The following is a 23,408-nucleotide window of genomic DNA, read 5'->3' on the forward strand; positions in this document are numbered from 1 at the left end:
GGGACCGGTCGCGGTTGGCAGGATGGTCCCCGTGTCCACAGACCACCGCTCCCCCACCCCCGGCGCCGCTCACCCCCTCGGCGCCGTCCCGCAGCCCGGCGGCGTGAACTTCGCCGTGCACGCGCCACAGGCGACCGACGTCTGGGTCTGCCTCGTCGAGACCGACGATTCCGGCGCGCGCCGCGAGCAGCGCCTCCGCCTCCCCGCCCAGACCGCCGGCGTGCACCACGGATTCGTCGCGGGCATCGGAGAGGGCGCGCGGTACTGCCTGCGCGCCACGGGGCCGTGGCAGCCGGAGAGCGGACTCCGGTTCAACGAGCACAAGGCGCTCGTCGACCCGTACGCGCGACGGCTCGACGGCGCCCTCGGCGACGGAGCGGCCCTCCTCCCCTACGGCGAGGACGGCGGACCGTCGGAGACGGATTCACTCGGCGACATCCCCCTCTCGGTCGTCACAGGAGCGCCCCCGGCGCCCGAACCCGGACCCGGCATCCCGTGGGACCGGACGGTGATCTGCGAGGTGCACGTGGGCTCCTACACCGCGCGGCATCCGGGAGTGCCCGAGGAACTGCGCGGCACCTACTTGGGCCTCGCCCAGCCGGCGGTGATCGAGCACCTGCGCAGGATCGGCGTCACCGCGGTCGAGCTCCTGCCGGTGCAGGCCTGCCTCACCGAGCCGGGCGTCCGGGACCGCGGGATGCGCAACCACTGGGGCTATTCGACGGGGGCCTACTTCGCCCCGGATCCCCGGTACGCGGCCCGGCCCGGGCACGAGGTCGAGGAGTTCGCGCAGCTCGTCTCCGCGCTGCACTCCGCCGGACTCGAGGTGCTGATGGACGTGGTCTACAACCACACCGCCGAGGAGTCCGTCTCCGGTCCGTCGCTGTCCTGGCGCGGACTCGACGCCCCCGGCTACTACCTGCTCGAGGACGGCGAGGACCTGGATTACACGGGCTGCGGCAACACCGTTGACTGCGCCTCACCGGCCGCGGTGCGGATGGTGCTCGACAGCCTGCGGTACTTCGCCGGGGAGTTCGGGGTGGACGGCTTCCGCTTCGACCTCGCGAGCGTCCTGGGCCGCGGCCGGACCGGCACGGGACCGCAGGGGCCCGTGATCCCCTTCGATCACCGCGCGCCGCTGCTGACGGCGATCGCCGCGGATCCCGTGCTCAGCACCCGCAAGCTCATCGCGGAGCCCTGGGACGCCACGGGCGAGGGCTACCGGGTGGGCGGATTCCCGCCCGTCTGGGCCGAGTGGAACGACCGCTACCGCGACACGGTCCGCGACTTCTTCGCCGGCGGCGCGACCGTGGGCGCCTTGGCCTCCCGGGTCTCCGGCAGCCAGGACCTGTTCGGCGCGCAGGGCCGCACGCCCTTCTCGTCGATCAACTTCATCACCGCCCACGACGGCTTCACGGCCCGGGACCTGGTCAGCTACGAGCGCAAGCACAACGAGGCCAACGGCGAGAACAACCGGGACGGCACCGACAACAACCACTCCGTGAACCACGGCTTCGAGGGCGGCACCACCGATCCCGCGATCCTCGCGGCCCGCGCGGCGCACGTCCGGGCGCTGCTCGCGACGCTCCTGCTGTCGACCGGCACGCCGATGCTGCTCGGCGGCGACGAGCTGGGGCACACCCAGTACGGCAACAACAACGCCTACTGCGTCCCCGAGGGCACTCCGGCCGCCGAGGCCTTCGCGGTGGACTGGGACGCCGCCGACGCCGACCTGATCGCCTTCGTCGCCCGCGTCGCGGCGGTCCGGCGCGCGGCCCCGGTACTGCGGCAGCACGAGTTCTTCGACGGTCGCGCGACCAAGGACGGCGAGCCCGACCTCGCGTGGTTCGGCGCCGACGGGACCGAGATGCCGGGTGAGGACTGGCAGTCGCCGGAGGTGCGCACGCTGCAGGCCTGGGTCGACGGGTCGGACGTCCGCGCGCCCGGCCGCGACGCCGCGCTCGCCGAGAAGGACGCGCTCATCGTCTGGCACGCGGGCGGCGAGGCCACCGTGGTGCTGGGCGGCCCCGAATCGTGCACGCACGACTGGGAGCTGATCGTGGACACCACCCTGCCGACGGGCGATCCGGGTGCCGCTCCGGATGGTGCCACGACAAGCCGGACCGTCTTCCCGTCACGCGCCGAGGTCAAGGTCTCCGGCCCGACTGTGCTCGCCTTCCAGCAGGCCTGACGCGCTCAGTACTCGATCGGTACGCGGCGGACCTGCCCGTCGACGGCATCGGCGGCCTCGATCTCGTCCCGGGTCACGCCGAGCACGAACAGCACGGCGTCGAGGTAGGGGTGCGAGAGCGCCGCGTCGGCGACCTCGCGCAGCGCGGGCTTGGCGTTGAAGGCCACGCCCAGGCCTGCGGCCGAGAGCATGTCGATGTCGTTGGCACCGTCGCCCACGGCCACCGTCTCCTCGACGGGCACGCCGTAGGTCTCCGCGAACTCCTGCAGCGCGCGTGCCTTGCCCGGCCGGTCGACGACCTCGCCGATCACCCGGCCGGTGAGCACACCGTCGATCACCTCGAGCGTGTTGGCACGCACGAAATCCAGCTCGAGGTCCCGCGCCAGCGGCTCGATGACGGCGGTGAAACCGCCCGAGACGACACCGCACCGGTAGCCGAGGCGCTTGAGCGTGCGGATGGTGGTGCGCGCGCCCGGGGTCAGCTGCAGGCCGGCGGCCACGTCGTCGATGACGGACGCCGGCAGTCCGGCGAGGTTCTGCACGCGGGCGTGCAGGGACTGCTCGAAGTCGAGCTCGCCCCGCATCGCCGCCTCGGTGACCGCGGCGACCTCGGCCTCCTTACCGGCGCGGGCGGCCAGCATCTCGATGACCTCGCCCTGCACCAGGGTGGAGTCCACGTCGAAGCAGATGAGGCGCTTGGAACGGCGCGCGATGCCCGCGCGGGAGGTGGCGATGTCGACGCCCTGCTCCTTCGCGACGATCGCGAGACCCGCACGGAACGCGGCCTCGTCGGCCCCGTCGGGCACCGTCACCATCAGCTCGAGCGCCGTGACCGGGTAGTCGGCGAGGCCGGCGATCGACTCGATGTTGACATCGCGCGCGGCGAGTGCGGTGGTGAGGGCGGAGAGGGCGCGGGCGCTGACGGGCGCGCCGAGCAGGACGACGGCGTGCGTCGGCACGGCCGGGCGGGCCGGCTGCTCCGCGGTGATCTCCACCGCGACGTCCATCCCGACGGTGGCCATGGCCTGCTCGACGAGCTCCTGGACGTGTTCGGGGTCGCCGTGCACCGCGGCGAGCACGCCCAGGGTGAGGCGCCCGCGGATGACGGTCTGCTCCACGTCGAGGACGCTGACCTCGTTGCGGGCGAGGACTCCGAAGAGGACCGAGCTGACACCGGGCTTGTCGCCGCCGGTCACGGTGATGAGGATCGTGGGGTCCGAGGTCGCATCGTGCACGGGGCAAATCGTAGTCGCCGCCTGCACCGACGCCGAACGGCGCCTCCCCTGTGGGAGACGCCGTTCCGGTCGGGTCACGAGCCGCGGATCACACCTTCGCGTCGCCGCGCTCCTGCGAGTGCTTGTCACCCACGCCGGGACCCGAGTGGGCCTCGGTGCGCATGCGCTCGACCATGTGCGGGTAGTGCAGCTCGAACGCGGGGCGCTCGGAGCGGATGCGCGGCAGCTCGGTGAAGTTGTGCCGCGGCGGCGGGCAGCTGGTGGCCCACTCGAGGCTGTTGCCGAAGCCCCACGGATCGTCGACCGTGACGACCTCGCCGTAGCGGTAGCTCTTGAAGACGTTCCACACGAAGGGCAGCGTCGATGCGCCCAGGATGAACGCGCCGACCGTCGAGATCTGGTTCAGCGTGGTGAAGCCGTCCGTGTCGAGGTAATCGGCGTAGCGACGCGGCATGCCCTCGGCGCCGACCCAGTGCTGGACCAGGAAGGTCATGTGGAAGCCGATGAAGGTGAGCCAGAAGTGCCAGCGGCCCAGGCCCTCGTCGAGCATGCGGCCCGTCATCTTCGGGAACCAGAAGTAGATGCCGGCGTACGTCGCGAAGACGATGGTGCCGAAGAGCACGTAGTGGAAGTGCGCGACCACGAAGTAGGTGTCGGACACCGCGAAGTCGAGGGGCGGCGACGCGAGGAGCACACCGGTGAGGCCACCGAAGAGGAAGGTCACGATGAAGCCGATCGAGAACAGCATCGGCGATTCGAATGTTATGTGGCCTCTCCACATGGTGAGGATCCAGTTGAAGAACTTCACGCCGGTGGGCACCGCGATCAAGAAGGTCATGAAGCTGAAGAAGGGCAGCAGCACCGCGCCGGTGGCGTACATGTGGTGCGCCCACACCGCGACCGACAGGGCCGCGATGGCCAGCGTGGCCAGGACCAGACCGCTGTAGCCGAAGATCGGCTTGCGGCTGAACACGGGGAAGATCTCCGAGACGATGCCGAAGAAGGGCAGCGCGATGATGTAGACCTCGGGGTGGCCGAAGAACCAGAACAGGTGCTGCCACAGGATGACGCCGCCGTTGGCGGGATCGTAGATGTGGGCGCCGAACTGGCGGTCGACCTCGAGGCCCATGAGGGCCGCGGTCAGCAGCGGGAAGGCCAGCAGGATCAGCAGCGAGGTCACCAGGATGTTCCAGGTGAAGATCGGCATGCGGAACATCGTCATGCCGGGTGCGCGCATGCAGATCACGGTGGTGACCATGTTGACGGCACCGAGGATGGTGCCGAGACCACCCACGCCGAGCCCCATGATCCACAGGTCGGCACCGGGACCGGGCGAGTGCAGCGCGTCGGTCAGCGGCGTGTAGGCCGTCCAACCGAAGTCGGCCGCACCGCCGGGGGTGATGAAGCCGGCGATCACCATGAGCGCACCGAAGACGAACAGCCAGTAACCGAAGGCGTTCAGGCGCGGGAAGGCGACGTCGGGCGCGCCGATCTGCAGCGGCAGCACGAAGTTGGCGAAGCCGATGACGATCGGGGTCGCGTACAGCAGCAGCATCACGGTGCCGTGCATGGTGAACAGCTGGTTGAACTGCTCGGTGGAGAGGAACTGCAGGCCCGGGTTGGCCAGCTCGGCGCGCATGAGGAGCGCCATCAGGCCACCGATGAGGAAGAACGCGAAGCACGTGACGATGTACATGATGCCCAGCGTCTTGTGATCGGTCGTCGTCACCAGCTTGTAGATGAACGACCCCTTGGGCCCGGTCCGCTGCGGGTACGGACGTGCGGCGGTCACCTCGACTGCCGGACGATGCGCTTGCGCGGTCACAAATCCTCCTGCCCTGGGCCACCTGCACCGCGGCTGTCGGTACCGGCTTCAGGCCTCTTCAATCAGGTCTTTCGGGCGGTGTTCGCTCACGGCGGACGCCACCCTTGTGGGGTAAGCGTAGCCCCTCGCCCCCGGGCTTGTCTTCGCGGTCCTACTCTGCGTCGTACTCGCGTCGCGGAGCCGGCCGGAACGGCCGCTACTGCTACCGTGGCGCACGGCCGGAACTACAGGTGAGGACAGTCGTCGTGAACAGGGTCGGAACTATCAGGGCGGGTGCCGCGATCGCACTCACCGTCGTCACCGGCACCCTCCTCAGCGCGTGCGGCGGCTCGGAGCCGATCCAGCAGCCCTTCGCCTCGATCGCCACCACCACCACGCGTCTCGCGTCGGCGAACATCATCGGCCTGGACCGCAAGCCGGACGAGGCCTGCGCCGCGCCCGTCGCCGGCACCGCCGCGCCGGCGGCGATCGTCGTCGCCGACCCCGCACTCCTCGACGGACTGTGCGCCCTGGGCCTGCAGGACCGGGTGAAGGCCGTCGCCGGCGACGTTCCCGCCTACCTCGGCGCCACCCTCGCGAAGGCCCCGAAGCTCGCCGACGGGGTGCAGGCCGACGTGGCCCTCGGGACCGCTCAGTCCGCCGAGGCGAACCGCCGGGCGGGCCGGACCGTGACGATCCCGGCACCGTCGGCCGATTGGCGCCGCAGCTTCCTCGCCCTGGCCGACGCGGTCCGCATGCCCGCCGAGGCACGGGCGGTGCTCGACAGGTACCAGCGCGATGCGGCCGAGAAGTCGGTGAAGATCGACGCGGTGCACAACACCGTCTCGCTGGTGCGGTTCACCGCCGACGGCAAGTCCCTGGCCCTGGGGACGGCGCCGCTCGCCGCACAGGTCCTCGCGGACCTCAAGGTCGTGCGCCCCGAGCTGCAGCGCAAGGCGGAGGCCGTCGAGATGTCCGACGGCGACCTGGCCGCCGCCGAGGGCGACCTGATCTACGTGGGCTACGAGGGCGAGAAGGGCCGCGAGCACGGCATGGCCGTCATGACCTCGAAGGCCTGGAAGGACCTGCGCGCCGTCGTGGCCAAGCGGCAGTTGCTGGTGCAGGACTCCGCGTGGTTCTCCGCGGGCGGCCCCGTCGCGGCCGGCATCGTGCTGCACGACGTGAGCAACACGATCAAGGCCTCCTCTTAGCCGCTCCGCCTCACCCCGACACACCGCGCACGCGCACCCGGAACGCGAACGTTCCTCCGTGACGCCCCTCACATCCATCAGGTAAAACCGCTGGCCCAGCGCTCGGTGTACACCTGTTCACGGATTCCTGCCGTTAGACCCTTCATTCATGCTTGTCGCAAGTGATAGTCTGACGACGATTGAATCTCATACGCGGCTTCTACCAGCACAGATGCCTGTGGGATTTCCCACAGGATCCACGCGGAAACAAGCAGGTACGAGCCGACAGAGGTGCCAGGAAAGGATCAATCATGGCCCTGCTGAACATGCCCCGGATGACGCACATGGCGCGGATGCGCGGTCGCTCGTTCCCCGGTCAGACGGAGTACGAGCAGACCCTGCACGATCTGTCGGAGGCGTCGGTCAACCGCAACTTCGACCCGTACATCGACATCGACTGGGACGCGCCCGAGCTGGCGATCGTCCCCGACGATCCGCGGTGGGTCTGCAACCCCCGGTTCGATCCCATCGGCCGCCACCCGTGGTACCAGGCGCAGCCGCTCGAGAAGCAGATCGAGATCGGCATGTGGCGCCAGGCGAACGTCGCGAAGGTCGGCCTGCAGTTCGAGTCGATCCTGATCCGCGGCATCATGCAGTACACCGCCGTGCAGCCGAACAACTCCCCCGAGTTCCGCTACGCCACGCACGAGGCGAAGGAGGAGTGCCAGCACACGCTGATGTTCCAGGAGTTCGTGAACCGGGTGGGCATGGACGTGCCCGGTGGTGCGTGGTGGTTCCGTCGCCTGTCGCCGATCATCCCGCTCGCGGCCACGACCTTCCCGAACATCTTCTACATGGGCGTGCTGGCCGGCGAGGAGCCGATCGACCACCTGCAGAAGCAGTTCCTGCGCTCCGCTGACACGCAGCACCCGGCGATGACCGCGGTGATGCAGATCCACGTCGCCGAGGAGGCCCGGCACATCTCCTTCGCGCACCAGCTGCTCGAGCACAAGATCCCGACCCGCGGCCCGATCCCCCGCTTCCTGCTGTCGCTGGCGATGCCGCTGGTGATGCGCATCCTGCTGGGCGCGATCATGGTTCCGCCGAAGCAGTTCTGGGACACCTTCGACATCCCGCGTGAGGTGAAGAAGGACATCTTCTGGCGTTCGCCCGAGTCGAAGGCCATGCGTCAGGAGATCTTCGGCGACGTCCGGCTGCTGGCCGAGCGCACGAACCTCATGAATCCGGTCGCGCGTGTGCTGTGGCGCGTCCTCGGCATCCACGGGCGGACCTCGCGGTTCCGTAGCGAGCCCTCCTACGCCGCGCAGTAGTCTCGAAGCACCCCGCAATCCGGCTCGGCGGTCACCCGCCGAGCCGGACCCGTATCCCGGCCCGGTTACGGATCACACCGGAGGAGATTCCTCATGCCCCACGTCATCACCCAGTCCTGCTGTAGCGACGCGTCGTGCACCTTCGCGTGCCCCGTCAACTGCATCCACCCGACGCCCGACGAGCCGGGCTTCGCGACGGCCGAGATGCTGTACGTGGATCCCACGACGTGCGTCGACTGCGGCGCTTGCGTGACGGCGTGCCCCGTCGACGCGATCGGTCCGGCGCACCGCCTGCCCGAGGAGCACAAGGTCTACATCGAGCTCAACCGCTCGCTCGCCGCCGCGGACCCGGCGAACTCGTCGCTCGGCGGCCCCAACCCGCAGGAGCGCAGCCGGCCGCCGATGGCGCACACGGTGCCCCCGAAGATCCTCCCGATCGCCGACGGGACCGTCATCAGCGTGGGCGTGATCGGCAGCGGCCCCGCGGCCATGTACGCCGCGGACGAGTTGCTGCGCTACCCCGGCGTCACCGTCGACGTCTACGAGAAGCTCTCGACGCCGTACGGCCTGGCTCGGTTCGGCGTCGCGCCGGACCACACCCGAACGCGCAAGGTCTCGGGCCTGTTCGACAAGGTCGCGGCCGATCCGAACTTCCGGATCCACCTGAACACCGAGGTCGGCACCGACGTCAGCCTCGAGGAGCTGCGCAACCGGCACGACGCGATCGTCGTCGCCGTCGGCGCCAGCACCGACAAGAAGCTGGGCATCACCGGCGAGGACCTGCTGAACGTCCGCAGCGCGACCGACTTCGTCGCCTGGTACAACGGTCACCCCGAGCACAAGGGCGATGCCGTCGACCTGACGCACGACCGCATCGTCATCATCGGTAACGGCAACGTCGCGCTCGATGCGGCCCGCATTCTCACCGCGTCTCCGGAGGAGCTCGAGGGCACCACCATCTCCCCCGCCGCGCTCGCCGCGCTGCGCGAGTCGAAGGTCGAGGAGGTCGTGATCGTCGCCCGCCGCGGCCCCGAACACGCCGCCTTCACCCTTCCCGAGGCCCTCGGTCTCGCGGACGAGCGCACCGTCGTCGTGCATCCGGATCCCGACGTCGCCGAGACGATCGTGGCCGGCAGCGAATCCGAGCTCATCGGACACAAGCTGGCGCTGCTCGAGTCGCTTCCGACGCAGTCCGACGTGCCCCGCCGCATCCGCCTGCGCTTCCTGACCACGCCGGAGTCCATCGAGGCGACCGACGACGGCCTGGTGCTGCACGCCAAGCACTCGGTCACGGGCGAGGCCGTCGACCTGCCGGTCGGCATGGTGCTCACCTCCGTCGGCTACCGGGGCGTCCCGGTTCCGGGCCTGCCCTTCGACGACCGCCGCGCGGTGCTGCCGAACGAGGCCGGCCGGGTCCTCGGTGACGACGGTGCGCCCCTGCCCGGCGTGTACGTCACGGGCTGGATCAAGCGCGGCCCCAACGGCTTCATCGGCACCAACAAGACCGACTCGCAGGAGACGGTCGAGAAGTTCGCCGAGGACGTCGCCGCGGGGATCGTCAAGGGCCGTCCGTCGGGTAAGCGCAAGCGGCCGCTGAGCAGGATCCTCGGCGCGTAACCTCGTCGCCGTGGCCCCCTCCGAGCACGGCGCGCCGATCGAACTGACCATCGGCGAGCGCGTCGTGCGCGTCTCCAGCCCGGATCGCGTGTACTTCCCGGCGATCGGCGCGACCAAGCTCGACGTGGTCCGGTACTACGAGGCCGTGGGCCCGGGCATCGTCCGTGCCCTGCGCGATCGCCCGACGATGCTGCACCGCTACCCGAAGGGCGTCGACGGTCCGAAGGTGCACCAGAAGCGGATTCCCGCGGGCGCGCCGGACTGGCTGGAGACGGTGGAGATCTTCTTCCCCCGGTTCGGCCGGACCGCCGACGAGGTGGTCGTCACCGAGCTCGGCTCGGTGATCTGGGCGGCGCAGATGTCGACGGTCGAGTTCCACCCGTGGAACTGTCGCGCCGGCGACCTCGAGCACCCCGACGAGTGGCGCATCGACCTCGATCCGATGCCCGACTGCTCCTGGTCCCGCGTGCAGCGCGTCGCGGGTGTGGTGCGGGAGGTGCTGGACGAGTTGGGGATCCGCGGTTTCCCCAAGACCTCGGGCGGCTCGGGCCTGCACGTCTACGTGCGGATCGAGCCCCGCTGGACCTTCTCGGAGGTCCGACGGTGCGCCCTCGCCTTCGCGCGGGAGGTGGAGCGCCGGGCACCGTCGGAGGTCACGACGACGTGGTGGCGCAAGGACCGCGACCCGTCGACCGTGTTCCTGGACTACAACCAGAACGCCCGCGACCACACGATCGCCTGCGCCTACTCGCTGCGCGGCACCCCGATCGCCACCGCGTCCGCCCCGGTCACGTGGGACGAGATCCCCGGCGTGCACCCGGACGACTTCACGATCCGCACCCTGCCCGCGCGCTTCGCCGAGATCGGCGACCTGCACGCGGAGGTCGACGACGTCGCGCACTCCCTCGACACCCTCGTCGAGTGGGCCGACCGCGACGATCTCCCCCTCGCGGACTGACTACGCGGGCCGGCCGTACGCCTCGAGCAGCCGCAGCCAGATCTCGCTGACCGTCGGGTACGCCGGCACGGCGTGCCAGAGCCTGCTCAGCGGAATCTCCGCGACGATCGCCGTGGTCGCGGTCTGCAGGAGCTCAGCGACTTCGGGGCCGACGAAGGTGGCGCCCACGACGACCTGGCGGTCCTCGTCGACCACCATCCGCGCGCGCCCGGTGTAGCCGTCGCGGGACAGGCTCGCCCCGGCGACCCGGCCGAGGTCGTAGTCGACGACGCGGACTGTCAGGCCCGCGTCCGTCGCCCCGGCCGCGGTGAGCCCCACCGACGCCACCTCGGGCGCGGTGAACACCACGTGCGGGACCGCGGCGTGGTCCGCGGTGGCGACGTGCGTGCCCCACGGTCCGTCGTCGACGGGACGCCCCGCCGCGCGGGCGGCGATGACGTCGCCCGCGGCCCGGCCCTGGTACTTGCCCTGGTGCGTGAGCAGCGCCCGGTGGTTCACGTCCCCCACGCCGTAGAGCCAGTCGACGCCGGTCACGCGCAGGGTGTCGTCGACGTCCAGCCAGTCTCCCGGCGTGAGGCCGACGTGCTCCATGCCGATGTCCGCGGTCGCGGCCGATCGGCCGGTGGCCACCAGCACCTCCGCGGCAGTGACCGTTCCAGCGCTCGTGGCGATGGTGACGCTGTTCTCGTCGCGGTCGACGCGCGCGGTCGCCGTGTCCGTGAGGACGGTGACGCCGCGCTCGCGCAGACCCTCGAGCACCGCCTCGGCGGCGAAGGGCTCCATGCCGCTGAGCAGCGCGTGCCGCGCGATGACCGTGACCTCGCTGCCCAGGGCGGCGAAGGCGGTCGCCATCTCGGTGGCGACCACTCCGCCGCCGATCACGGCGACGCTGTCGGGCACCGTGCGCACGCTCGTGGCCTCGCGGCTCGTCCACGCTCCCGCCTCCGCGAGCCCGGGGATCGGCGGCGCGCTCGCCACCGATCCGGTCGCGACGACCACGGCGTGCCGCGCGGTGATCACGGTCCGCGTGCCGTCGCCGCCGACGACGGTCACTTCGCGTTCGCCGCTGATCCGGCCGTGCCCGCGCACGAGCTCGATGCCTGCGCCTTCGAGCCACGACACCTGTCCGGCGTCCGACCAGCCGCTCGTGAAGCGGTCGCGCCGGGACAGGACCTCCGCGACGTCCAGGCCGGCGGTGACCGCCTCCGCCGCGCCGGGAATCGCCCGGGCCGCGTCGAGCACCTGGCCCGGACGCAACAGCGCCTTCGACGGCATGCACGCCCAGTACGAGCACTCACCGCCGACGAGCTCGGCCTCGACGATGACCGTCGTCAGGCCGCCCTGCACCGTGCGGTCGGCGACGTTCTCGCCGACCGGTCCCGCGCCGATCACGACGACATCGACGTCTTTCCGGTTCATCGCTCCCCCTTCACCACGTGATCCTCGATCAGTATCCGCGCCCCGCTCACGCGACGTCCACGTCGATCGTGACCTCGATGTTGCCCCGCGTGGCCTTCGAATACGGGCAGATCCAGTAGAAGCCGGTCGCGGCACGAGCGAGCGCCGAGGAGATATTCGGTGTCGGTGATCGCTGTCGCACTACGATGTGCGCGTCGGCGCACGCCCGCACGCCCGCGACCGCGCGGGTCGCGGTCGACGCAGAGGGCTACTGACCTCCGCCTGTCGGCTCTAGGAACCGCCGAGGAAGTCCAGCAGCCCTCGGACCGGGTCGAGAGCGGTGGAGACGTTCGCGGCGGTGAGCACACCGCAAGCGACGACGGCGACCACGGTCGCTGCACACCACCACCGGCGCCCCCGGCGCCACGCACGGACGGCCGCGACCACCAGAACAACGGCCAACGCGATCGCCATCCCCGCCAACACCGCGTGGTACCAGGCGAAGTCGCGGGTCAGCTCGTCGACGGGCGCCGATCGGCTCCCCGTCAAATCCATCCGCATCCGGTACAGCCCGCGCGCCAGGTCAGGAGCGAGGAACCGGTCGTGCGGATCCAGAAGCGACAGCGCCGACGACAACGGTGCCACGGTGCCCTGCACGTTGGCGAGTACCAGCACCGTCGGCGCCAGGGCCAGCAGACGGTGCCCGAGCTGCACCGCCATCAACGCCAGCAAGCCTGCGAACACGAGTTTGACCGCGTGGTAGCGCGACCAGTCGTCCACGAGAGCCTGCAGGCCCGGGGTCGGGGTGGCGGAGTCCGCGAGGAGGTACCGCGGGAACTCCCGTGCCGCACGCTCATCGAATCCGGTCCCGACCCCCCACGGAGGCACCGCGAAGAATCCGAACACGAGTGCACATGCCCCGAACAGCCACCAGAGATCCGCTCTGGTCGGACGGAGCACGGTCACCGTCGGTCGAAGATCGGAACCCGCGGCGCGAACGCATGGATCGCCGCGAGTGCCCCGTCGATCGACGGGGCGGTGCCCGCCACCCAGGTCACCGTGCCGGCGGACGCGCTCGCGGGGATCTGAACGAGGCTCGCATTGATCTGCCCGAGCTTGCGCATGTACCCCCGCGCGACCCGCGGCGCCCCGTCGACGGCGAGATGCGTCTGCGTCGAGAAGCCCGCTTTCTGGGTGACCACGTACACCCCCGTCACAGCGGGCCAGTCGAATTCGAAACCCTGCCGCTGCGAACGGATCCCGTCGCCGTCAACGGTGAGGATCATCGGCTTCCCGAACAGCATCCACGGCCCGATCACCAGGCACGCACCGAAGAAGACGACGCACAGCACGCCGGCGATGATCCCCTTCGCACCCGGGTCCGGCATCACCAGGATCAGTACGCCGAGCGCCACGAACGCAGCCGGCCCGACCACCATCAGCAGGATCGTCTTCAGCGAAACCTGCTGTCGCGCTTCGAACGACCCGATCAGAAGTCCCAGTCCTCGTCTTCGGTGTTGACGGCCTTGCCGATCACGTACGACGATCCGGAGCCGGAGAAGAAGTCGTGGTTCTCGTCGGCGTTCGGGGAAAGAGCCGACAGGATCGCCGGGTTCACGTCGGTGGCGTCCTTGGGGAACAGCGCCTCGTAGCCCAGGTTCATCAGGGCCTTGTTGGCGTTGTAGCGCAGGAACTTCTTGACGTCCTCGGTGAGACCGACCTCGTCGTACAGCGACTCGGTGTAGTCCTCCTCGTTGGAGTACAGCTCCATGAGCAGGTCGAAGGTGTAGTCCTTGAGCTCCTCGCGGCGCTCCGGGCTCTGCGTCTCCAGGCCGCGCTGGTACTTGTACCCGATGTAGTAGCCGTGCACCGCCTCGTCGCGGATGATCAGGCGGATCATGTCGGCCGTGTTGGTGAGCTTGGCGCGCGAAGACCAGTACATCGGCAGGTAGAAGCCGCTGTAGAACAGGAAGGACTCGAGCAGCGTCGAGGCCACCTTGCGCTTGAGCGGGTCGTCACCGCGGTAGTAGTCCATGACGATCCGCGCCTTGGACTGCAGGTGCTCGTTCTCCTCCGACCAGCGGAAGGCGTCATCGATCTCCCGCGTGCTGCACAGCGTGGAGAAGATGGAGCTGTAGCTCTTCGCGTGCACCGACTCCATGAACGCGATGTTGGTGTACACCGCCTCCTCGTGCGGCGTGACCGCATCGGGGATCAGAGAGACGGCGCCGACGGTGCCCTGGATGGTGTCGAGCAGCGTCAGGCCCGTGAAGACCCGCATCGTGAGCTGCTTCTCATGGTCGGTGAGCGTGCCCCACGACGGGATGTCGTTGCTGACCGGCACCTTCTCGGGCAGCCAGAAGTTGCCCGTCAACCGGTCCCAGACCTCGGCGTCCTTCTCGTCCTGCACCCGGTTCCAGTTGATCGCCGAAACCCGGCTGACCAGCTTGAGCGGGGCTCCGTCGGCGGGGCTGTGAGCGGCGGTTTCAGACATGACACCTCGGTTTTCGCGGAGCTGGATTTCAACGTCCATGACACTACCCCTTGGGGCCGACAAGTCCGTGAGGCGCAAGATTTAGTGCATTGCGCCAGTTCGGCGTGTCGTCAGATGATCACGACGTCCAGCAGGCCGTCGAGCACGGACCGGTCCCCCTCCAGGTCGACGGTGCCCGGCTCGGTCCGGCGCCACAGCACCAGATCCAGGTCCGACGCGGTGCCGCGCAGCGTCACGTCGCCGGGAACGGGCTCGTCGAGAACGTCGATGCCATCGGCGCGCAGGCGCAGCGTCCACCGGTCGCCCGTATCGGTGGCCTCGATCACGACGACCTTCCCCACCAGGGCATCGGGCAGCCCCTTCTTACCGACGATCAGCGGGAACTGCATCTGCGTCAGCTCCGTGACGCCGTCGGCGGCCGTCCACGCCGGGAGGGGCTCGGCACCGTCGGGAAGCGCGTTCTGCAGATCCCAGCGATGGATGGAGACCTCCTGCGTCATCCGCCGCATCCAGAACGCGGCGACGGTGCGGCCGACGAAGGCACGGGCGGGCTCGTCGGGCTGGTGCCGCCGGAGCTCGTCGAGCAGGGCGGCGTTGACCCCCGCGTACCACTGCAGCACTGCGTCACCGTCGGGTGCGTCCGAGACGTCGGGGACGAACCGCTCCTTCGAATCGGGGCCGGCCTGCAGGAAAGCGGTCGCCCAGCGGTGCGCGCCCGCGGTGTGGACGATGCCGTCGCGCACCGTCCACCCCGGGCAGCTGGGGACGGGAAGTTTCAGGTGGGCGGGGTCGATGGCGGCGATGCGGGCGCCGTCGGCCGCGATGGAGTCGAGCCAGAGCTGCTTCGTCATGCCACGACCCTACGAGCGGCACAGCGCGCGGCGCGGACCCTGTCGCGAATTCATGAGGACAAATAGACCCTTTAGTGATACCGTCCGAATGTTCGATCGCAAACAGAACCTGCCTCAGGGGGAATACATGCGTTTCCGGAACCTCGCCGTCACTGCGTGCACGGCCGCCGCGGCAGCGTCGCTGACCACCATCGCTCCGGGCGCGGCGCAGGCCGAGCCGAACGGCGTCTCGTGCATATCCTCACCCGATGTCGGCGCACCGTCGACCGCCGGTGGCCGGTTCGGCACTGCGCCCCTGACCTTCCCCGCCCAGCTCGTCACGGACTGGAACCTGGGCTCGGGATACTCCCGCGGTGCCGCGACCACCGCGTCCGCCCGCTACTCGCCCGGCGGCAACGTCATGAATCTGGTCGAAGTCGGCCGCCTGCGGGTGGAGCCGGGTAGCCACGACACCATGGCGATGGCATTGGCCTTCTCGCTGTGCAGGTTCCCCGACGGCGCGATGACGGGGGACAAGTCGCGGGATACGACCGACCGCCGGATGTCCCAGGTGAGCATCGGTGGCGTCAACGGCACGAGGCTGGATCTGAACATCAATATCGCACCTCGGCAGGGCAAACCGGCCGAAACCGATTGGTTCACGGTCATCGTCCTCGACACGGCGCCGACGTCCTACTTCCTCGGTGGTTCCAACAAGGCGAACACGGAGGCCCGCGCCAAGGTCGATGCGGTGATCGGCGGACTACAGGTGCGCTGACGCGCGGCACCCGTCGGGGTGCATGCTGTAGCGGTGACCGAACTGCCGATGTTCCCGCTCGGCGCCGTGCTGCTGCCCGGCGAGGAGCTGCCACTGCGCGTCTTCGAATCCCGGTACCGGCGAATGGTGGAGCACTGCCTCGCGACGGACGGCCGGTTCGGCGTGGTGCTGATCGAGCGCGGCAGCGAGGTAGGCGGCGGGGACGTCCGCACCGATGTCGGCACCGTCGCCCTGATCGATCGCTACGTCCGGAAGATGGGTGGGGAGTTCACCCTCATCTGTCGGGGTACGGAGCGCGTGCGCGTCACGCGGTGGCTCCCCGACGATCCCTATCCCCTCGCGGAGGCGGAGCCCTGGCCCGACGAGGTACAACCCGCCGTCGACCTGATCCCGCTGTTGAGCAAGCGCGACGAGATCGAGCGACTCGCAGCGCGATTGGCGCGCAGCGAGGGCGCACGACCACGGGCGTGGCCGAAGCTCACGCTCCCCGAGAACCCGGTGGAGCGCAGCTACTACCTCGCCCGCGCGCTCCCCCTCTCCGATGCGGACCGCCACCGGGCGCTGGCCGCGCCCGGTCCCGCCGACCGCGTGCGCGCGCTCACGGAGGCCCTCGACGACGTGATCGCCACCCTGCGATTCCGACTGCAGTAGAAGGCATCCCCGCCCCGACGTTTCAGGCCGCGGCGGACGGCGGCCCGTCGAGGTCGTCACAGAAGTAGAACGCTGCCGCGTCCTCCCGGACCGGGGTAGGGCGCGGCGGTCGGGCCAGCAGCCGGGACAGCGTCACCGAATGGTGGAACGGCAGGTCCGCCGGATCGGCCAGATCGGCGCTCCCGCCTGCGATCCGATGCCAGTCGTCGTCGCCCACTACACGGCAGCGCATGTGCGCCCGGCCGGTCGGCGTGCACTCGGTCACCACCTCCACCGTGCCGGCGACGCGGGCGCCGTCCTCAGTGGGCAGCGGATGCTCGGCGTCGATCGTCGCGGAGAGCCGATGCAGAGTTCTCATGATGTCGTCTTCCCTCATGGACTCCAGGGCCGGTCGGAACGAGAGGAGAAAGTCGGGTCGGGGGCTCCGACCAGCCCGTCAAGGGGCCCCCGACCCTCGCAACGTGGTCCGTGTCGCAGTCGGCTAGATGAAGAAGCGCCGGCCGCCGATGGTCAGCACCTCGTCGCGGCGCACCCAGGGATAGTCCTCGACCACGGCGTCGAGGTCGACGGCGCGCGACTGTTCGGCGAGATCCGCGGGATCGGCGTCGAGCACGCCCTCCCCCGGCTCGTGATGATCGATGGTGTACGGCATGCTCGCCCTCCGATCCTCGTCGGGTGCGGCGGCGGGGCGGGTCGTCCCGCCGCCGCTCCGGGACTATCCGGTTGTGTCCGTGCGCGCTTCGTCGTCGACAGCGGTACTCGAGGCGACGGCCAGCTGCTCGCACTGCGGTTCGTCGGAGCCCTGCTCGACGACGATCCGGCGCGGTTTGGCGCGCTCGGCGATCGGGATGGTCACCGTGAGAACGCCGTTGTCGTAGCGCGCGGCGATCCCCGCGGTGTCGATGCTCTCGCCGAGGGTGAGCTGTCGGCGGTACACGCCCGCGAAGCGCTCACTGGTCAGCCATCGGACGCCGGTGTCGGACATCGGCGTTCGCCGGCCGGTGAGGGTGAGAACACCGTTCTCGACGTCCACGTCGATCGAACCCGGGTCCGCGCCGGGCAGATCGGCCGTCAGGACGTAGTGGTCGTCCACCTGGTAGAGATCCATCGGCATGAATCGCGGCGAACGCGGCGATCCCGCTTCCCGGCCCGCACTGAGAAGCCCCTGGGCCACAGCATCCAACTCGGAGAATGGATCGAACCTCAGCACAGCAAACACCTCCCGTGAACTCCAGGCCGCCCGCCACTCTGACGAGCGACTCTTCAACTGTGCAGTTCCAGTTTTAGCACTCTCCGGGCGAGAGTGCCAGCCTCTTGATCGACTGGATTTCGGCGGCAGATCCGACCCCGCCACCCGCGTAGCGCGATCACACCCCGACCGTGCGGAACGATGATCTTACTCACACGTAAAGAACAAATGTGATGCCCATCTCATCAAGCAGGTCGCGCCCTTCAGCGGCGACGACCACACGCGTCCTTCCCCGGTCGGCGACGGAAGTGATCGCTCTGCGCAGCAACACTGTTCGACAATCCGGCAGGTCAGAAGGAAATCGATGGGGGCGAGACTGCGGCGGACGAGCGGACTGCGCCGCCGGCGCGATCCCGCACACCGGCGACTCGGCGCGAACGGGATACCACTCGCAGCGCTCCGCATTCGGGATTCCATCGCGTAACGAAGGTGTGTTTCGCCAGCGCCAGGAGCTAGTCTACCCCTGCTCCGAGGAGGTTCGGGGCACGGTGGTCCGGCTCCCCGGATACCTCCGTGCAGCTAGCAGTGTGAGGGCCCGTGTCGATCATTCAATCCGGCGTCACCAAGGTCGCGCAGGGCAGCGTCTCCGCGCTCACCCAGGTGGGCATGATCTTCCAGCTGTTCGCGAGCATCGTCCGCAACACCTTCCGGCGCCCCTTCCAGTTCCGCGAGTTCATCGAGCAGTCCTGGTTCATCGCGAGCGTGACCATCCTGCCGACGGCACTGGTGGCCGTACCCTTCGGCGCGATCGTCTCGCTGCAGACCGGGTCGCTCATCGGCCAGCTCGGCGCCGAGAGCTTCACCGGTGCCGCGAGCGTCCTCGCCGTCGTCCAGCAGGGCGCGCCGGTGGTCACGGCTCTCCTCGTGGCCGGCGCCGCCGGCAGCGCGGTGTGCGCCGACCTCGGCGCGCGCACCGTCCGCGAGGAGATCGCGGCGATGGAGGTGCTCGGCATCGACCCCGTCCACCGCCTGGTCGTGCCCCGCGTCCTCGGGATGATGCTGGTGAGCGCCTTCCTCAACGGCCTGGTCTCGGTGGTCGGCGTCGTGGGCGGCTACTTCTTCAACGTCGTCCTGCAGCACGGCACCCCCGGCGCGTACCTCGCCTCCTTCTCCGCGCTGGCTCAGCTCCCGGACCTGCTGGTCGGCGAGCTCAAGGCGCTCGTCTTCGGCCTCATCGCCGGCGTCGTGGCCGCCTACAAGGGCCTCAACCCGGGCAGCGGCCCGAAGGGCGTCGGCGACGCCGTGAACCAGTCCGTGGTGATCACCTTCCTGCTGCTGTTCTTCGCGAACATCATCCTCACCGCGGTGTACCTGCAGATCGTCCCGGCGAAGGGCTCGTAGAGACCATGACGAACTTCCCCAGCAGGGCCCGTCGGGCCGTCGAGGCCCCGCTCAAGGTGCTCGACGGTGCCGGCGAGCAGATGTCCTTCTACGCGCGCTCGATCGGCTTCATCCCACAATCGCTGCGCCGCTACCCCAAGGAGGTCGGGCGCGTCCTCGCCGAGGTCGCCTTCGGCAGCGGCGCGCTGGCCGTGATCGCCGGCACCGTGGGCGTCGTCCTCATGCTCTGCGGCTTCACCGGTGTCGTCGTCGGCCTGCAGGGCAACGCCGCCCTCCAGCAGCTCGGCGCGTCCGTGATGACCGGCTTCCTGTCCGCGTACGTCAACACCCGTGAGCTGACGCCGCTGGTCGCGGCGCTGGCGATGTCGGCGACGGTCGGCTGCGGCTTCACCGCGCAGCTCGGCGCCATGCGGATCTCCGAGGAGGTCGACGCTCTCGAGGCCATGGCCATCCCGTCGATCGCCTTCCTCACCGCGACCCGCGTGATCGCGGGCTTCGTCGCGGTGATCCCGCTGTACATCGTGGGTCTGCTCTCGTCCTACGTGATGACGAGATTCGTCAACACCACACTGCTGGGCCAATCGACGGGCACGTACGACCACTACTTCAACCTGTTCCTCTCACCGGCCGACGTGCTGTGGTCCTTCGGCAAGGTGCTGGTCTTCGCCTTCGTGCTGGTCCTCGTGCACTGCTACTACGGCTACCACGCATCGGGCGGCCCCGCGGGCGTCGGCGTCGCGGTGGGCCGCGCCGTGCGTACCTCCCTGGTCGCGATCGCGCTGCTCGACTTCTTCCTCAGCCTCGCCATCTGGGGCACCACGACGACGGTGAAGATCGCGTGATGCGCACGCTCCGCCGCCGCCTCCTGGGCCTCGCCTTCTTCGGCGTGTGCGCCCTGTTCCTCGTCGTCACCATCGGCAAGTACCAGCAGCGCTTCGAGACCTTCACCTGGGTCGAGCTGAACACCGACACCGCCGGTGCGTCGCTACCGGTGAACTCCGAGGTCCGGGCTCGCGGGGTCGAGGTGGGCACGGTCCGTGACGTCTTCGTCCGCGACGGGCACACGGTCATCCGCATGGGCCTCAAGCCCGAGCAGGCACGCCAGCTGCCCGGCGACGTCACCGCCCGGATCCTGCCCAAGACCCTGTTCGGCCAGCGCTACGTGGCGCTGCAGGTTCCGGCCGGGCAGGGCGGCACCGGCACCCCCGCTGCGTCGGCGCTGCGCGACGGCGCGACGATCCGCACCGACACCTCCGGCAACGCGACCGAGCTGAACCAGCTCTTCGACAAGCTCCTCCCCCTCCTGCGAGCCGTGCCGCCGGAGGACCTCAACGCCACGCTGGGTGCGCTCGCGAACGGGTTATCGGGCAACGGGAAGAACCTGAACACCGCCTTCGAGCAGTTCACCACCATCTTCACCCGGGTCAACGCCGTGATGCCGGACCTCCAGGCATCGCTGCGCTCGCTCGCCACGGTCACGGACACCTACGCCGACGCCCTCCCCGATCTGATCACCGCGCTCGACACCTTCCGCACCACGAACACGACCGTCGTCTCCGGGAGGCAGGCCTTCCACGCCTTCTGGACCTCGGTGGCCGACGGTGCCGGGCGCACCGCCGGGCTGCTCGAGGCGAACCGGTCCGAGTTGGTCACGGTCGCCAACAAGTCGCACACGACGCTGACCATCCTGGCCCGCTACTCCCCCGAATTCGGGTGCACCTTCGAGCGTTTCGCGACGCTCCTGCCCGAGGCCAACCGCATCGTCGGCGAGGGCACGAACCAGCCGGGCGCCCGGATCTCGATGATCATCGCGAACTCCCGCGGCCGCTACCTCCCCAACCAGGACGAGCCGCGGTGGTTCGACGATCGCGGGCCGGCCTGCTACAACGCCGCCAAGGGCAAGCCGACTCCCGGATACAAGGGCGGGCCGCACGCCGGCGGTTCCTTCGCGCCGCCGCTGCGCAACGTCGGCCCCCAGGACGGCCGGTTCCAGCTGCCCGAGCCGAACGTCTCGGCACCGTCGCAGATGCCGACGGTCGGTGTCGCCGCGCAGAACTCGCGGGCGACGCGGATCGCCTTCGCCGCGGCGTCCGGCACCGACGCGAACGACGTCCCCGAATGGCTGACCGCGGCGTTCGTCCCCGCGCTCGCGGGCAAGGAGGTGGAGATCCGATGAAACCCATCACCGGTCCGCTGCTGAAGCTGATCGCCTTCGCCGTCATCACCGCGGCGGCGACGGGCGTCCTCGGCTCGGCGATCGCGCAGAGCGATCTGTCGTTCTCGCGGGCGTACCACGCGATCTTCTCCGACGCGACGATGGTCCAGTCCGGCGACGACGTGCGGATCGCGGGCGTCCGCGTCGGTCAGGTCAAGGACGTGACGATCCACGACCGGGGCCAGGCGGACGTGGCCTTCACCCTCACCGACCGCGACTCCATCCCCGGCACGGCGACCGCTGCGCTGCGGCTGAAAAACCTCGTCGGCCAGCGCTACCTGGAGCTGCTGCAGAGCCCCACCGATGACGAACCCGCGCGCGGCGCCGCGCGCACCTCGCCCTACAAGCCGGGCGACACGATCCCGATCGAGCGCACCCGGCCGGCCGTGAACCTCACCGACCTGTTCAACGGATTCCGGCCACTGTTCAAGCAGCTGACCGCCGACGACGTGAACACGCTCGCGAACCGCATCATCACCGTCTTCCAGGGGCAGGGCGGCACGGTGAACGACCTGCTGGTGAACACCGCGTCGCTGACCAACACCATCGCCGACAAGGACCGCGTGATCGGCGAGCTGATCGCGAACCTGACCACAGTGTTGGGCACGATCAACGAGCGCGACAAGCAGTTCACCGACCTGCTGACCACCACCCAGCAGCTCGTGACCGGGCTGTCGCAGGACCGGGGCGCCATCGGCTCGTCGCTCGGCTCGCTGGCGCAGCTGACGACGGTGACCGAATCGATCCTCACGCCCACGCGCGGCGCGATCAAGGACGACATCGCCGGTCTGAAGGCCCTCACGGACAAGCTCAACGGGCGCAGCGCCGACGTCGCCCACACCTTGAACTTCCTCCCCGGCAAGATCGAGGCCGTCGGCCGCCTCGCCTCCTTCGGTGGCTGGTTCCAGTTCTACCTGTGCGGCGTCGACCTGGTGGCGGGCACCGGCAAGGGCGACCGCCTCTCGCTGGCGATCGACGTCCCGTCGGTGAACCAGCCCGTGTACACGAACACCGCCACGCGGTGCTACCGGGACGGGAATCCGCGATGACCCACTCCTCCACGACCTCCACCGGCGAACGGCGACGCGGTCAGCGGCGCTCCCCGATCCAGACCGGCGCCATGGGCATCGTCCTGCTGCTCATGGCGACGGCCTCGGCGTTCCTCATCGACCGCCTCCCTCTGATCGGCGCGGGAACCACCTACACCGCCCTGTTCAGTGAGGCCGCAGGCCTGCTGCCGAGCAACGAGGTCCGCGTGGCCGGCGTCAAGGTCGGCACCGTCCAGTCCGTCGACCTCGACCTCAAGGCCGCGAAGGCACGGGTGAAGTTCCGCGCCAAGGACGTCTGGCTCGGCGACAACACCTCCGCGAGCATCCAGATCAAGACGGTGCTGGGCCAGAAGTACCTGGCCCTGGACCCCCGCGGCGCGAACCGTCTGGACCCGAAGCACACGATCACCGACACCACCTCCCCGTACGACGTGGTCGCCGCCGTCTCCGACGCCTCCAGCACCATCGACAAGACCGACACGAAGCGGCTCGCGCAGAGCATGCACACCCTCGCGGACGCCTTCCGCGAGACGCCGCCGAACGTGCGTGCATCGCTCACCGGCATCACGCGGTTGTCCGAGACCATCAACAAGCGCGACGAGGACCTGCAGCGCCTGCTGGCCGAGACCGGTAAGACGTCGAAGCTGCTGGCGGACCGCACGGAGAACTTCCGCAAGCTGATCGGCGACGCGGGAGCGCTGCTCACCACCCTGAACCAGCGCCAGGACGACATCACGCAGCTGCTCGAGACCACGCAGTCGCTCTCGACGACGCTCACCGGCATCGTGCGCGACAACGAGAAGCAGATCGGTCCGGCGCTCACCTCGTTGCGCCAGGTGGTGCAGTTGCTGCAGGACAACAAGAAGGGCCTGGAGAGCACGATCACGCTGCTCGCGCCGTTCTACAAGGTCTACAGCAACGTCTTCGGCAACGGCCGGTGGCAGGAGTCGGTGGTCACCAACCTCACGCCGCCCGGTCTGCCGGTGATCCCCGGCAGCCGCCCTCCGATCCGTACTGATCTGCGGACCAACGGGGGCGAGAAGTGATGGCGCGCAGCTACCCGTTCGGAGCCCCCTC

22 protein-coding genes are annotated in these 23,408 nt (G+C 69.5%); 12 read left to right on the top strand and 10 right to left on the bottom strand.

Annotated elements, in window-relative coordinates; genetic code table 11:
* Nucleotides 1–22 precede the first annotated feature (22 nt).
* Complete coding sequence (gene glgX / locus FK268_RS02785; RefSeq protein WP_146430880.1) at nt 23–2,191, top strand: glycogen debranching protein GlgX; 2,169 nt, start codon at nt 23–25, stop codon at nt 2,189–2,191.
* Nucleotides 2,192–2,196: 5 nt separating this feature from the next.
* On the opposite strand, the gene serB is transcribed toward glgX, so the two are convergent.
* Together serB and ctaD are read right to left on the bottom strand one after the other, a co-directional pair.
* Nucleotides 2,197–3,426 (bottom strand): phosphoserine phosphatase SerB, encoded by a 1,230-nt coding sequence (gene serB / locus FK268_RS02790; RefSeq protein WP_231706887.1) that lies wholly within the window; start codon nt 3,424–3,426, stop codon nt 2,197–2,199.
* A gap of 88 nt (nt 3,427–3,514) precedes the next feature.
* A complete protein-coding gene (ctaD, locus tag FK268_RS02795; RefSeq protein WP_231706888.1) occupies nt 3,515–5,251 on the bottom strand; it encodes an aa3-type cytochrome oxidase subunit I in 1,737 nt (578 codons plus the stop codon).
* A 245-nt stretch (nt 5,252–5,496) separates the two neighbouring features.
* Here ctaD and FK268_RS02800 point away from each other — a divergent pair, with 245 nt between their 5' ends.
* From FK268_RS02800 to ligD, 4 genes are all read left to right on the top strand, one after another.
* Nucleotides 5,497–6,441 carry a TroA family protein gene (locus tag FK268_RS02800; protein ID WP_146430883.1) on the top strand — a complete coding sequence of 315 codons (945 nt, stop codon included), beginning with the start codon at nt 5,497–5,499 and terminating at the stop codon, nt 6,439–6,441.
* A 314-nt stretch (nt 6,442–6,755) separates the two neighbouring features.
* Nucleotides 6,756–7,751: an AurF N-oxygenase family protein gene (locus FK268_RS02805; RefSeq protein WP_166443451.1), complete on the top strand. Its 996-nt coding sequence runs from the start codon at nt 6,756–6,758 to the stop codon at nt 7,749–7,751.
* A gap of 93 nt (nt 7,752–7,844) precedes the next feature.
* Nucleotides 7,845–9,368: an FAD-dependent oxidoreductase gene (locus FK268_RS02810; protein ID WP_146430886.1), complete on the top strand. Its 1,524-nt coding sequence runs from the start codon at nt 7,845–7,847 to the stop codon at nt 9,366–9,368.
* A 10-nt stretch (nt 9,369–9,378) separates the two neighbouring features.
* On the top strand, nt 9,379–10,326 hold the full coding sequence (gene ligD, locus FK268_RS02815) for a non-homologous end-joining DNA ligase (protein ID WP_146430888.1): 948 nt from the start codon (nt 9,379–9,381) through the stop codon (nt 10,324–10,326).
* Here ligD and FK268_RS02820 read toward each other — a convergent pair whose 3' ends face one another.
* The 5 genes from FK268_RS02820 to FK268_RS02840 form a co-directional block, all read right to left on the bottom strand.
* Nucleotides 10,327–11,745: a dihydrolipoyl dehydrogenase family protein gene (locus FK268_RS02820; protein WP_146430890.1), complete on the bottom strand. Its 1,419-nt coding sequence runs from the start codon at nt 11,743–11,745 to the stop codon at nt 10,327–10,329.
* Between the two features lie 270 nt (nt 11,746–12,015).
* A complete protein-coding gene (locus tag FK268_RS02825) occupies nt 12,016–12,612 on the bottom strand; it encodes a hypothetical protein (protein ID WP_146430892.1) in 597 nt (198 codons plus the stop codon).
* A 74-nt stretch (nt 12,613–12,686) separates the two neighbouring features.
* Nucleotides 12,687–13,163, bottom strand: coding sequence for a hypothetical protein (locus FK268_RS02830; protein ID WP_146430894.1), 477 nt, complete (start codon nt 13,161–13,163; stop codon nt 12,687–12,689).
* Between the two features lie 50 nt (nt 13,164–13,213).
* Nucleotides 13,214–14,218, bottom strand: a complete 1,005-nt coding sequence (gene nrdF / locus FK268_RS02835) for a class 1b ribonucleoside-diphosphate reductase subunit beta (RefSeq protein WP_146430895.1) — start codon at nt 14,216–14,218, stop codon at nt 13,214–13,216.
* A 110-nt stretch (nt 14,219–14,328) separates the two neighbouring features.
* On the bottom strand, nt 14,329–15,069 hold the full coding sequence (locus FK268_RS02840; RefSeq protein WP_146430897.1) for a maleylpyruvate isomerase family mycothiol-dependent enzyme: 741 nt from the start codon (nt 15,067–15,069) through the stop codon (nt 14,329–14,331).
* A 127-nt stretch (nt 15,070–15,196) separates the two neighbouring features.
* Here FK268_RS02840 and FK268_RS02845 point away from each other — a divergent pair, with 127 nt between their 5' ends.
* A complete protein-coding gene (locus FK268_RS02845; RefSeq protein WP_146430899.1) occupies nt 15,197–15,826 on the top strand; it encodes a hypothetical protein in 630 nt (209 codons plus the stop codon).
* Nucleotides 15,827–15,874: 48 nt separating this feature from the next.
* Nucleotides 15,875–16,477 (top strand): LON peptidase substrate-binding domain-containing protein, encoded by a 603-nt coding sequence (locus FK268_RS02850; protein ID WP_193560240.1) that lies wholly within the window; start codon nt 15,875–15,877, stop codon nt 16,475–16,477.
* A gap of 22 nt (nt 16,478–16,499) precedes the next feature.
* On the opposite strand, the gene FK268_RS02855 is transcribed toward FK268_RS02850, so the two are convergent.
* The 3 genes from FK268_RS02855 to FK268_RS02860 all read right to left on the bottom strand — a co-directional run bounded on the left by FK268_RS02855 (nt 16,500) and on the right by FK268_RS02860 (nt 17,687).
* Nucleotides 16,500–16,835 carry a hypothetical protein gene (locus tag FK268_RS02855; protein ID WP_146430902.1) on the bottom strand — a complete coding sequence of 112 codons (336 nt, stop codon included), beginning with the start codon at nt 16,833–16,835 and terminating at the stop codon, nt 16,500–16,502.
* A gap of 123 nt (nt 16,836–16,958) precedes the next feature.
* Nucleotides 16,959–17,129, bottom strand: coding sequence for a hypothetical protein (locus tag FK268_RS24100; RefSeq protein ID WP_158636022.1), 171 nt, complete (start codon nt 17,127–17,129; stop codon nt 16,959–16,961).
* Nucleotides 17,130–17,192: 63 nt separating this feature from the next.
* Nucleotides 17,193–17,687 (bottom strand): Hsp20/alpha crystallin family protein, encoded by a 495-nt coding sequence (locus FK268_RS02860; protein ID WP_146430904.1) that lies wholly within the window; start codon nt 17,685–17,687, stop codon nt 17,193–17,195.
* A 645-nt stretch (nt 17,688–18,332) separates the two neighbouring features.
* Between FK268_RS02860 and FK268_RS02865 the strand changes: the two genes are divergently transcribed.
* Genes FK268_RS02865 through FK268_RS02885 form a run of 5 tightly spaced genes read left to right on the top strand, consistent with a single transcriptional unit; the run spans nt 18,333 to nt 23,377 of the window.
* A complete protein-coding gene (locus FK268_RS02865; RefSeq protein WP_146431851.1) occupies nt 18,333–19,067 on the top strand; it encodes an MlaE family ABC transporter permease in 735 nt (244 codons plus the stop codon).
* Nucleotides 19,068–19,072: 5 nt separating this feature from the next.
* The gene (locus FK268_RS02870; protein ID WP_146430906.1) at nt 19,073–19,909 is read left to right on the top strand and encodes an MlaE family ABC transporter permease; all 837 of its coding nucleotides are present in this window, start codon (nt 19,073–19,075) and stop codon (nt 19,907–19,909) included.
* Nucleotides 19,909–21,243: an MCE family protein gene (locus tag FK268_RS02875; protein ID WP_146430908.1), complete on the top strand. Its 1,335-nt coding sequence runs from the start codon at nt 19,909–19,911 to the stop codon at nt 21,241–21,243. Before FK268_RS02870 ends, FK268_RS02875 begins: the two co-directional genes overlap by 1 nt.
* Nucleotides 21,240–22,331, top strand: a complete 1,092-nt coding sequence (locus tag FK268_RS02880) for an MCE family protein (protein WP_146430910.1) — start codon at nt 21,240–21,242, stop codon at nt 22,329–22,331. The genes FK268_RS02875 and FK268_RS02880 overlap by 4 nt, the downstream gene beginning before the upstream one ends.
* A complete protein-coding gene (locus FK268_RS02885) occupies nt 22,328–23,377 on the top strand; it encodes an MlaD family protein (protein ID WP_146430912.1) in 1,050 nt (349 codons plus the stop codon). The genes FK268_RS02880 and FK268_RS02885 overlap by 4 nt, the downstream gene beginning before the upstream one ends.
* The last annotated feature ends 31 nt before the right edge of the window (nt 23,378–23,408 follow it).

The organism is Tsukamurella sputi (assembly GCF_007858445.1).
GTDB classification, from domain to species: domain Bacteria; phylum Actinomycetota; class Actinomycetes; order Mycobacteriales; family Mycobacteriaceae; genus Tsukamurella; species Tsukamurella sputi.

What these genes read in the sequence shown, in the direction of transcription:
- FK268_RS02880 (WP_146430910.1), top strand. Translation starts at nt 21,240, where the DNA reads ATGAAACCCATCACCGGTCCGCTGCTGAAGCTGATCGCCTTCGCCGTC.
- FK268_RS02805 (WP_166443451.1), top strand. Translation starts at nt 6,756, where the DNA reads ATGACGCACATGGCGCGGATGCGCGGTCGCTCGTTCCCCGGTCAGACG.
- FK268_RS02865 (WP_146431851.1), top strand. Translation starts at nt 18,333, where the DNA reads ATGATCTTCCAGCTGTTCGCGAGCATCGTCCGCAACACCTTCCGGCGC.
- nrdF (WP_146430895.1), bottom strand. Translation starts at nt 14,218, where the DNA reads ATGTCTGAAACCGCCGCTCACAGCCCCGCCGACGGAGCCCCGCTCAAG.
- FK268_RS02840 (WP_146430897.1), bottom strand. Translation starts at nt 15,069, where the DNA reads ATGACGAAGCAGCTCTGGCTCGACTCCATCGCGGCCGACGGCGCCCGC.
- FK268_RS02855 (WP_146430902.1), bottom strand. Translation starts at nt 16,835, where the DNA reads ATGAGAACTCTGCATCGGCTCTCCGCGACGATCGACGCCGAGCATCCG.
- glgX (WP_146430880.1), top strand. Translation starts at nt 23, where the DNA reads ATGGTCCCCGTGTCCACAGACCACCGCTCCCCCACCCCCGGCGCCGCT.
- FK268_RS02820 (WP_146430890.1), bottom strand. Translation starts at nt 11,745, where the DNA reads ATGAACCGGAAAGACGTCGATGTCGTCGTGATCGGCGCGGGACCGGTC.
- FK268_RS02885 (WP_146430912.1), top strand. Translation starts at nt 22,328, where the DNA reads ATGACCCACTCCTCCACGACCTCCACCGGCGAACGGCGACGCGGTCAG.
- FK268_RS02850 (WP_193560240.1), top strand. Translation starts at nt 15,875, where the DNA reads ATGTTCCCGCTCGGCGCCGTGCTGCTGCCCGGCGAGGAGCTGCCACTG.
- FK268_RS24100 (WP_158636022.1), bottom strand. Translation starts at nt 17,129, where the DNA reads ATGCCGTACACCATCGATCATCACGAGCCGGGGGAGGGCGTGCTCGAC.
- FK268_RS02870 (WP_146430906.1), top strand. Translation starts at nt 19,073, where the DNA reads ATGACGAACTTCCCCAGCAGGGCCCGTCGGGCCGTCGAGGCCCCGCTC.
- FK268_RS02810 (WP_146430886.1), top strand. Translation starts at nt 7,845, where the DNA reads ATGCCCCACGTCATCACCCAGTCCTGCTGTAGCGACGCGTCGTGCACC.
- FK268_RS02875 (WP_146430908.1), top strand. Translation starts at nt 19,909, where the DNA reads ATGCGCACGCTCCGCCGCCGCCTCCTGGGCCTCGCCTTCTTCGGCGTG.
- FK268_RS02845 (WP_146430899.1), top strand. Translation starts at nt 15,197, where the DNA reads ATGCGTTTCCGGAACCTCGCCGTCACTGCGTGCACGGCCGCCGCGGCA.
- FK268_RS02830 (WP_146430894.1), bottom strand. Translation starts at nt 13,163, where the DNA reads ATGGTGGTCGGGCCGGCTGCGTTCGTGGCGCTCGGCGTACTGATCCTG.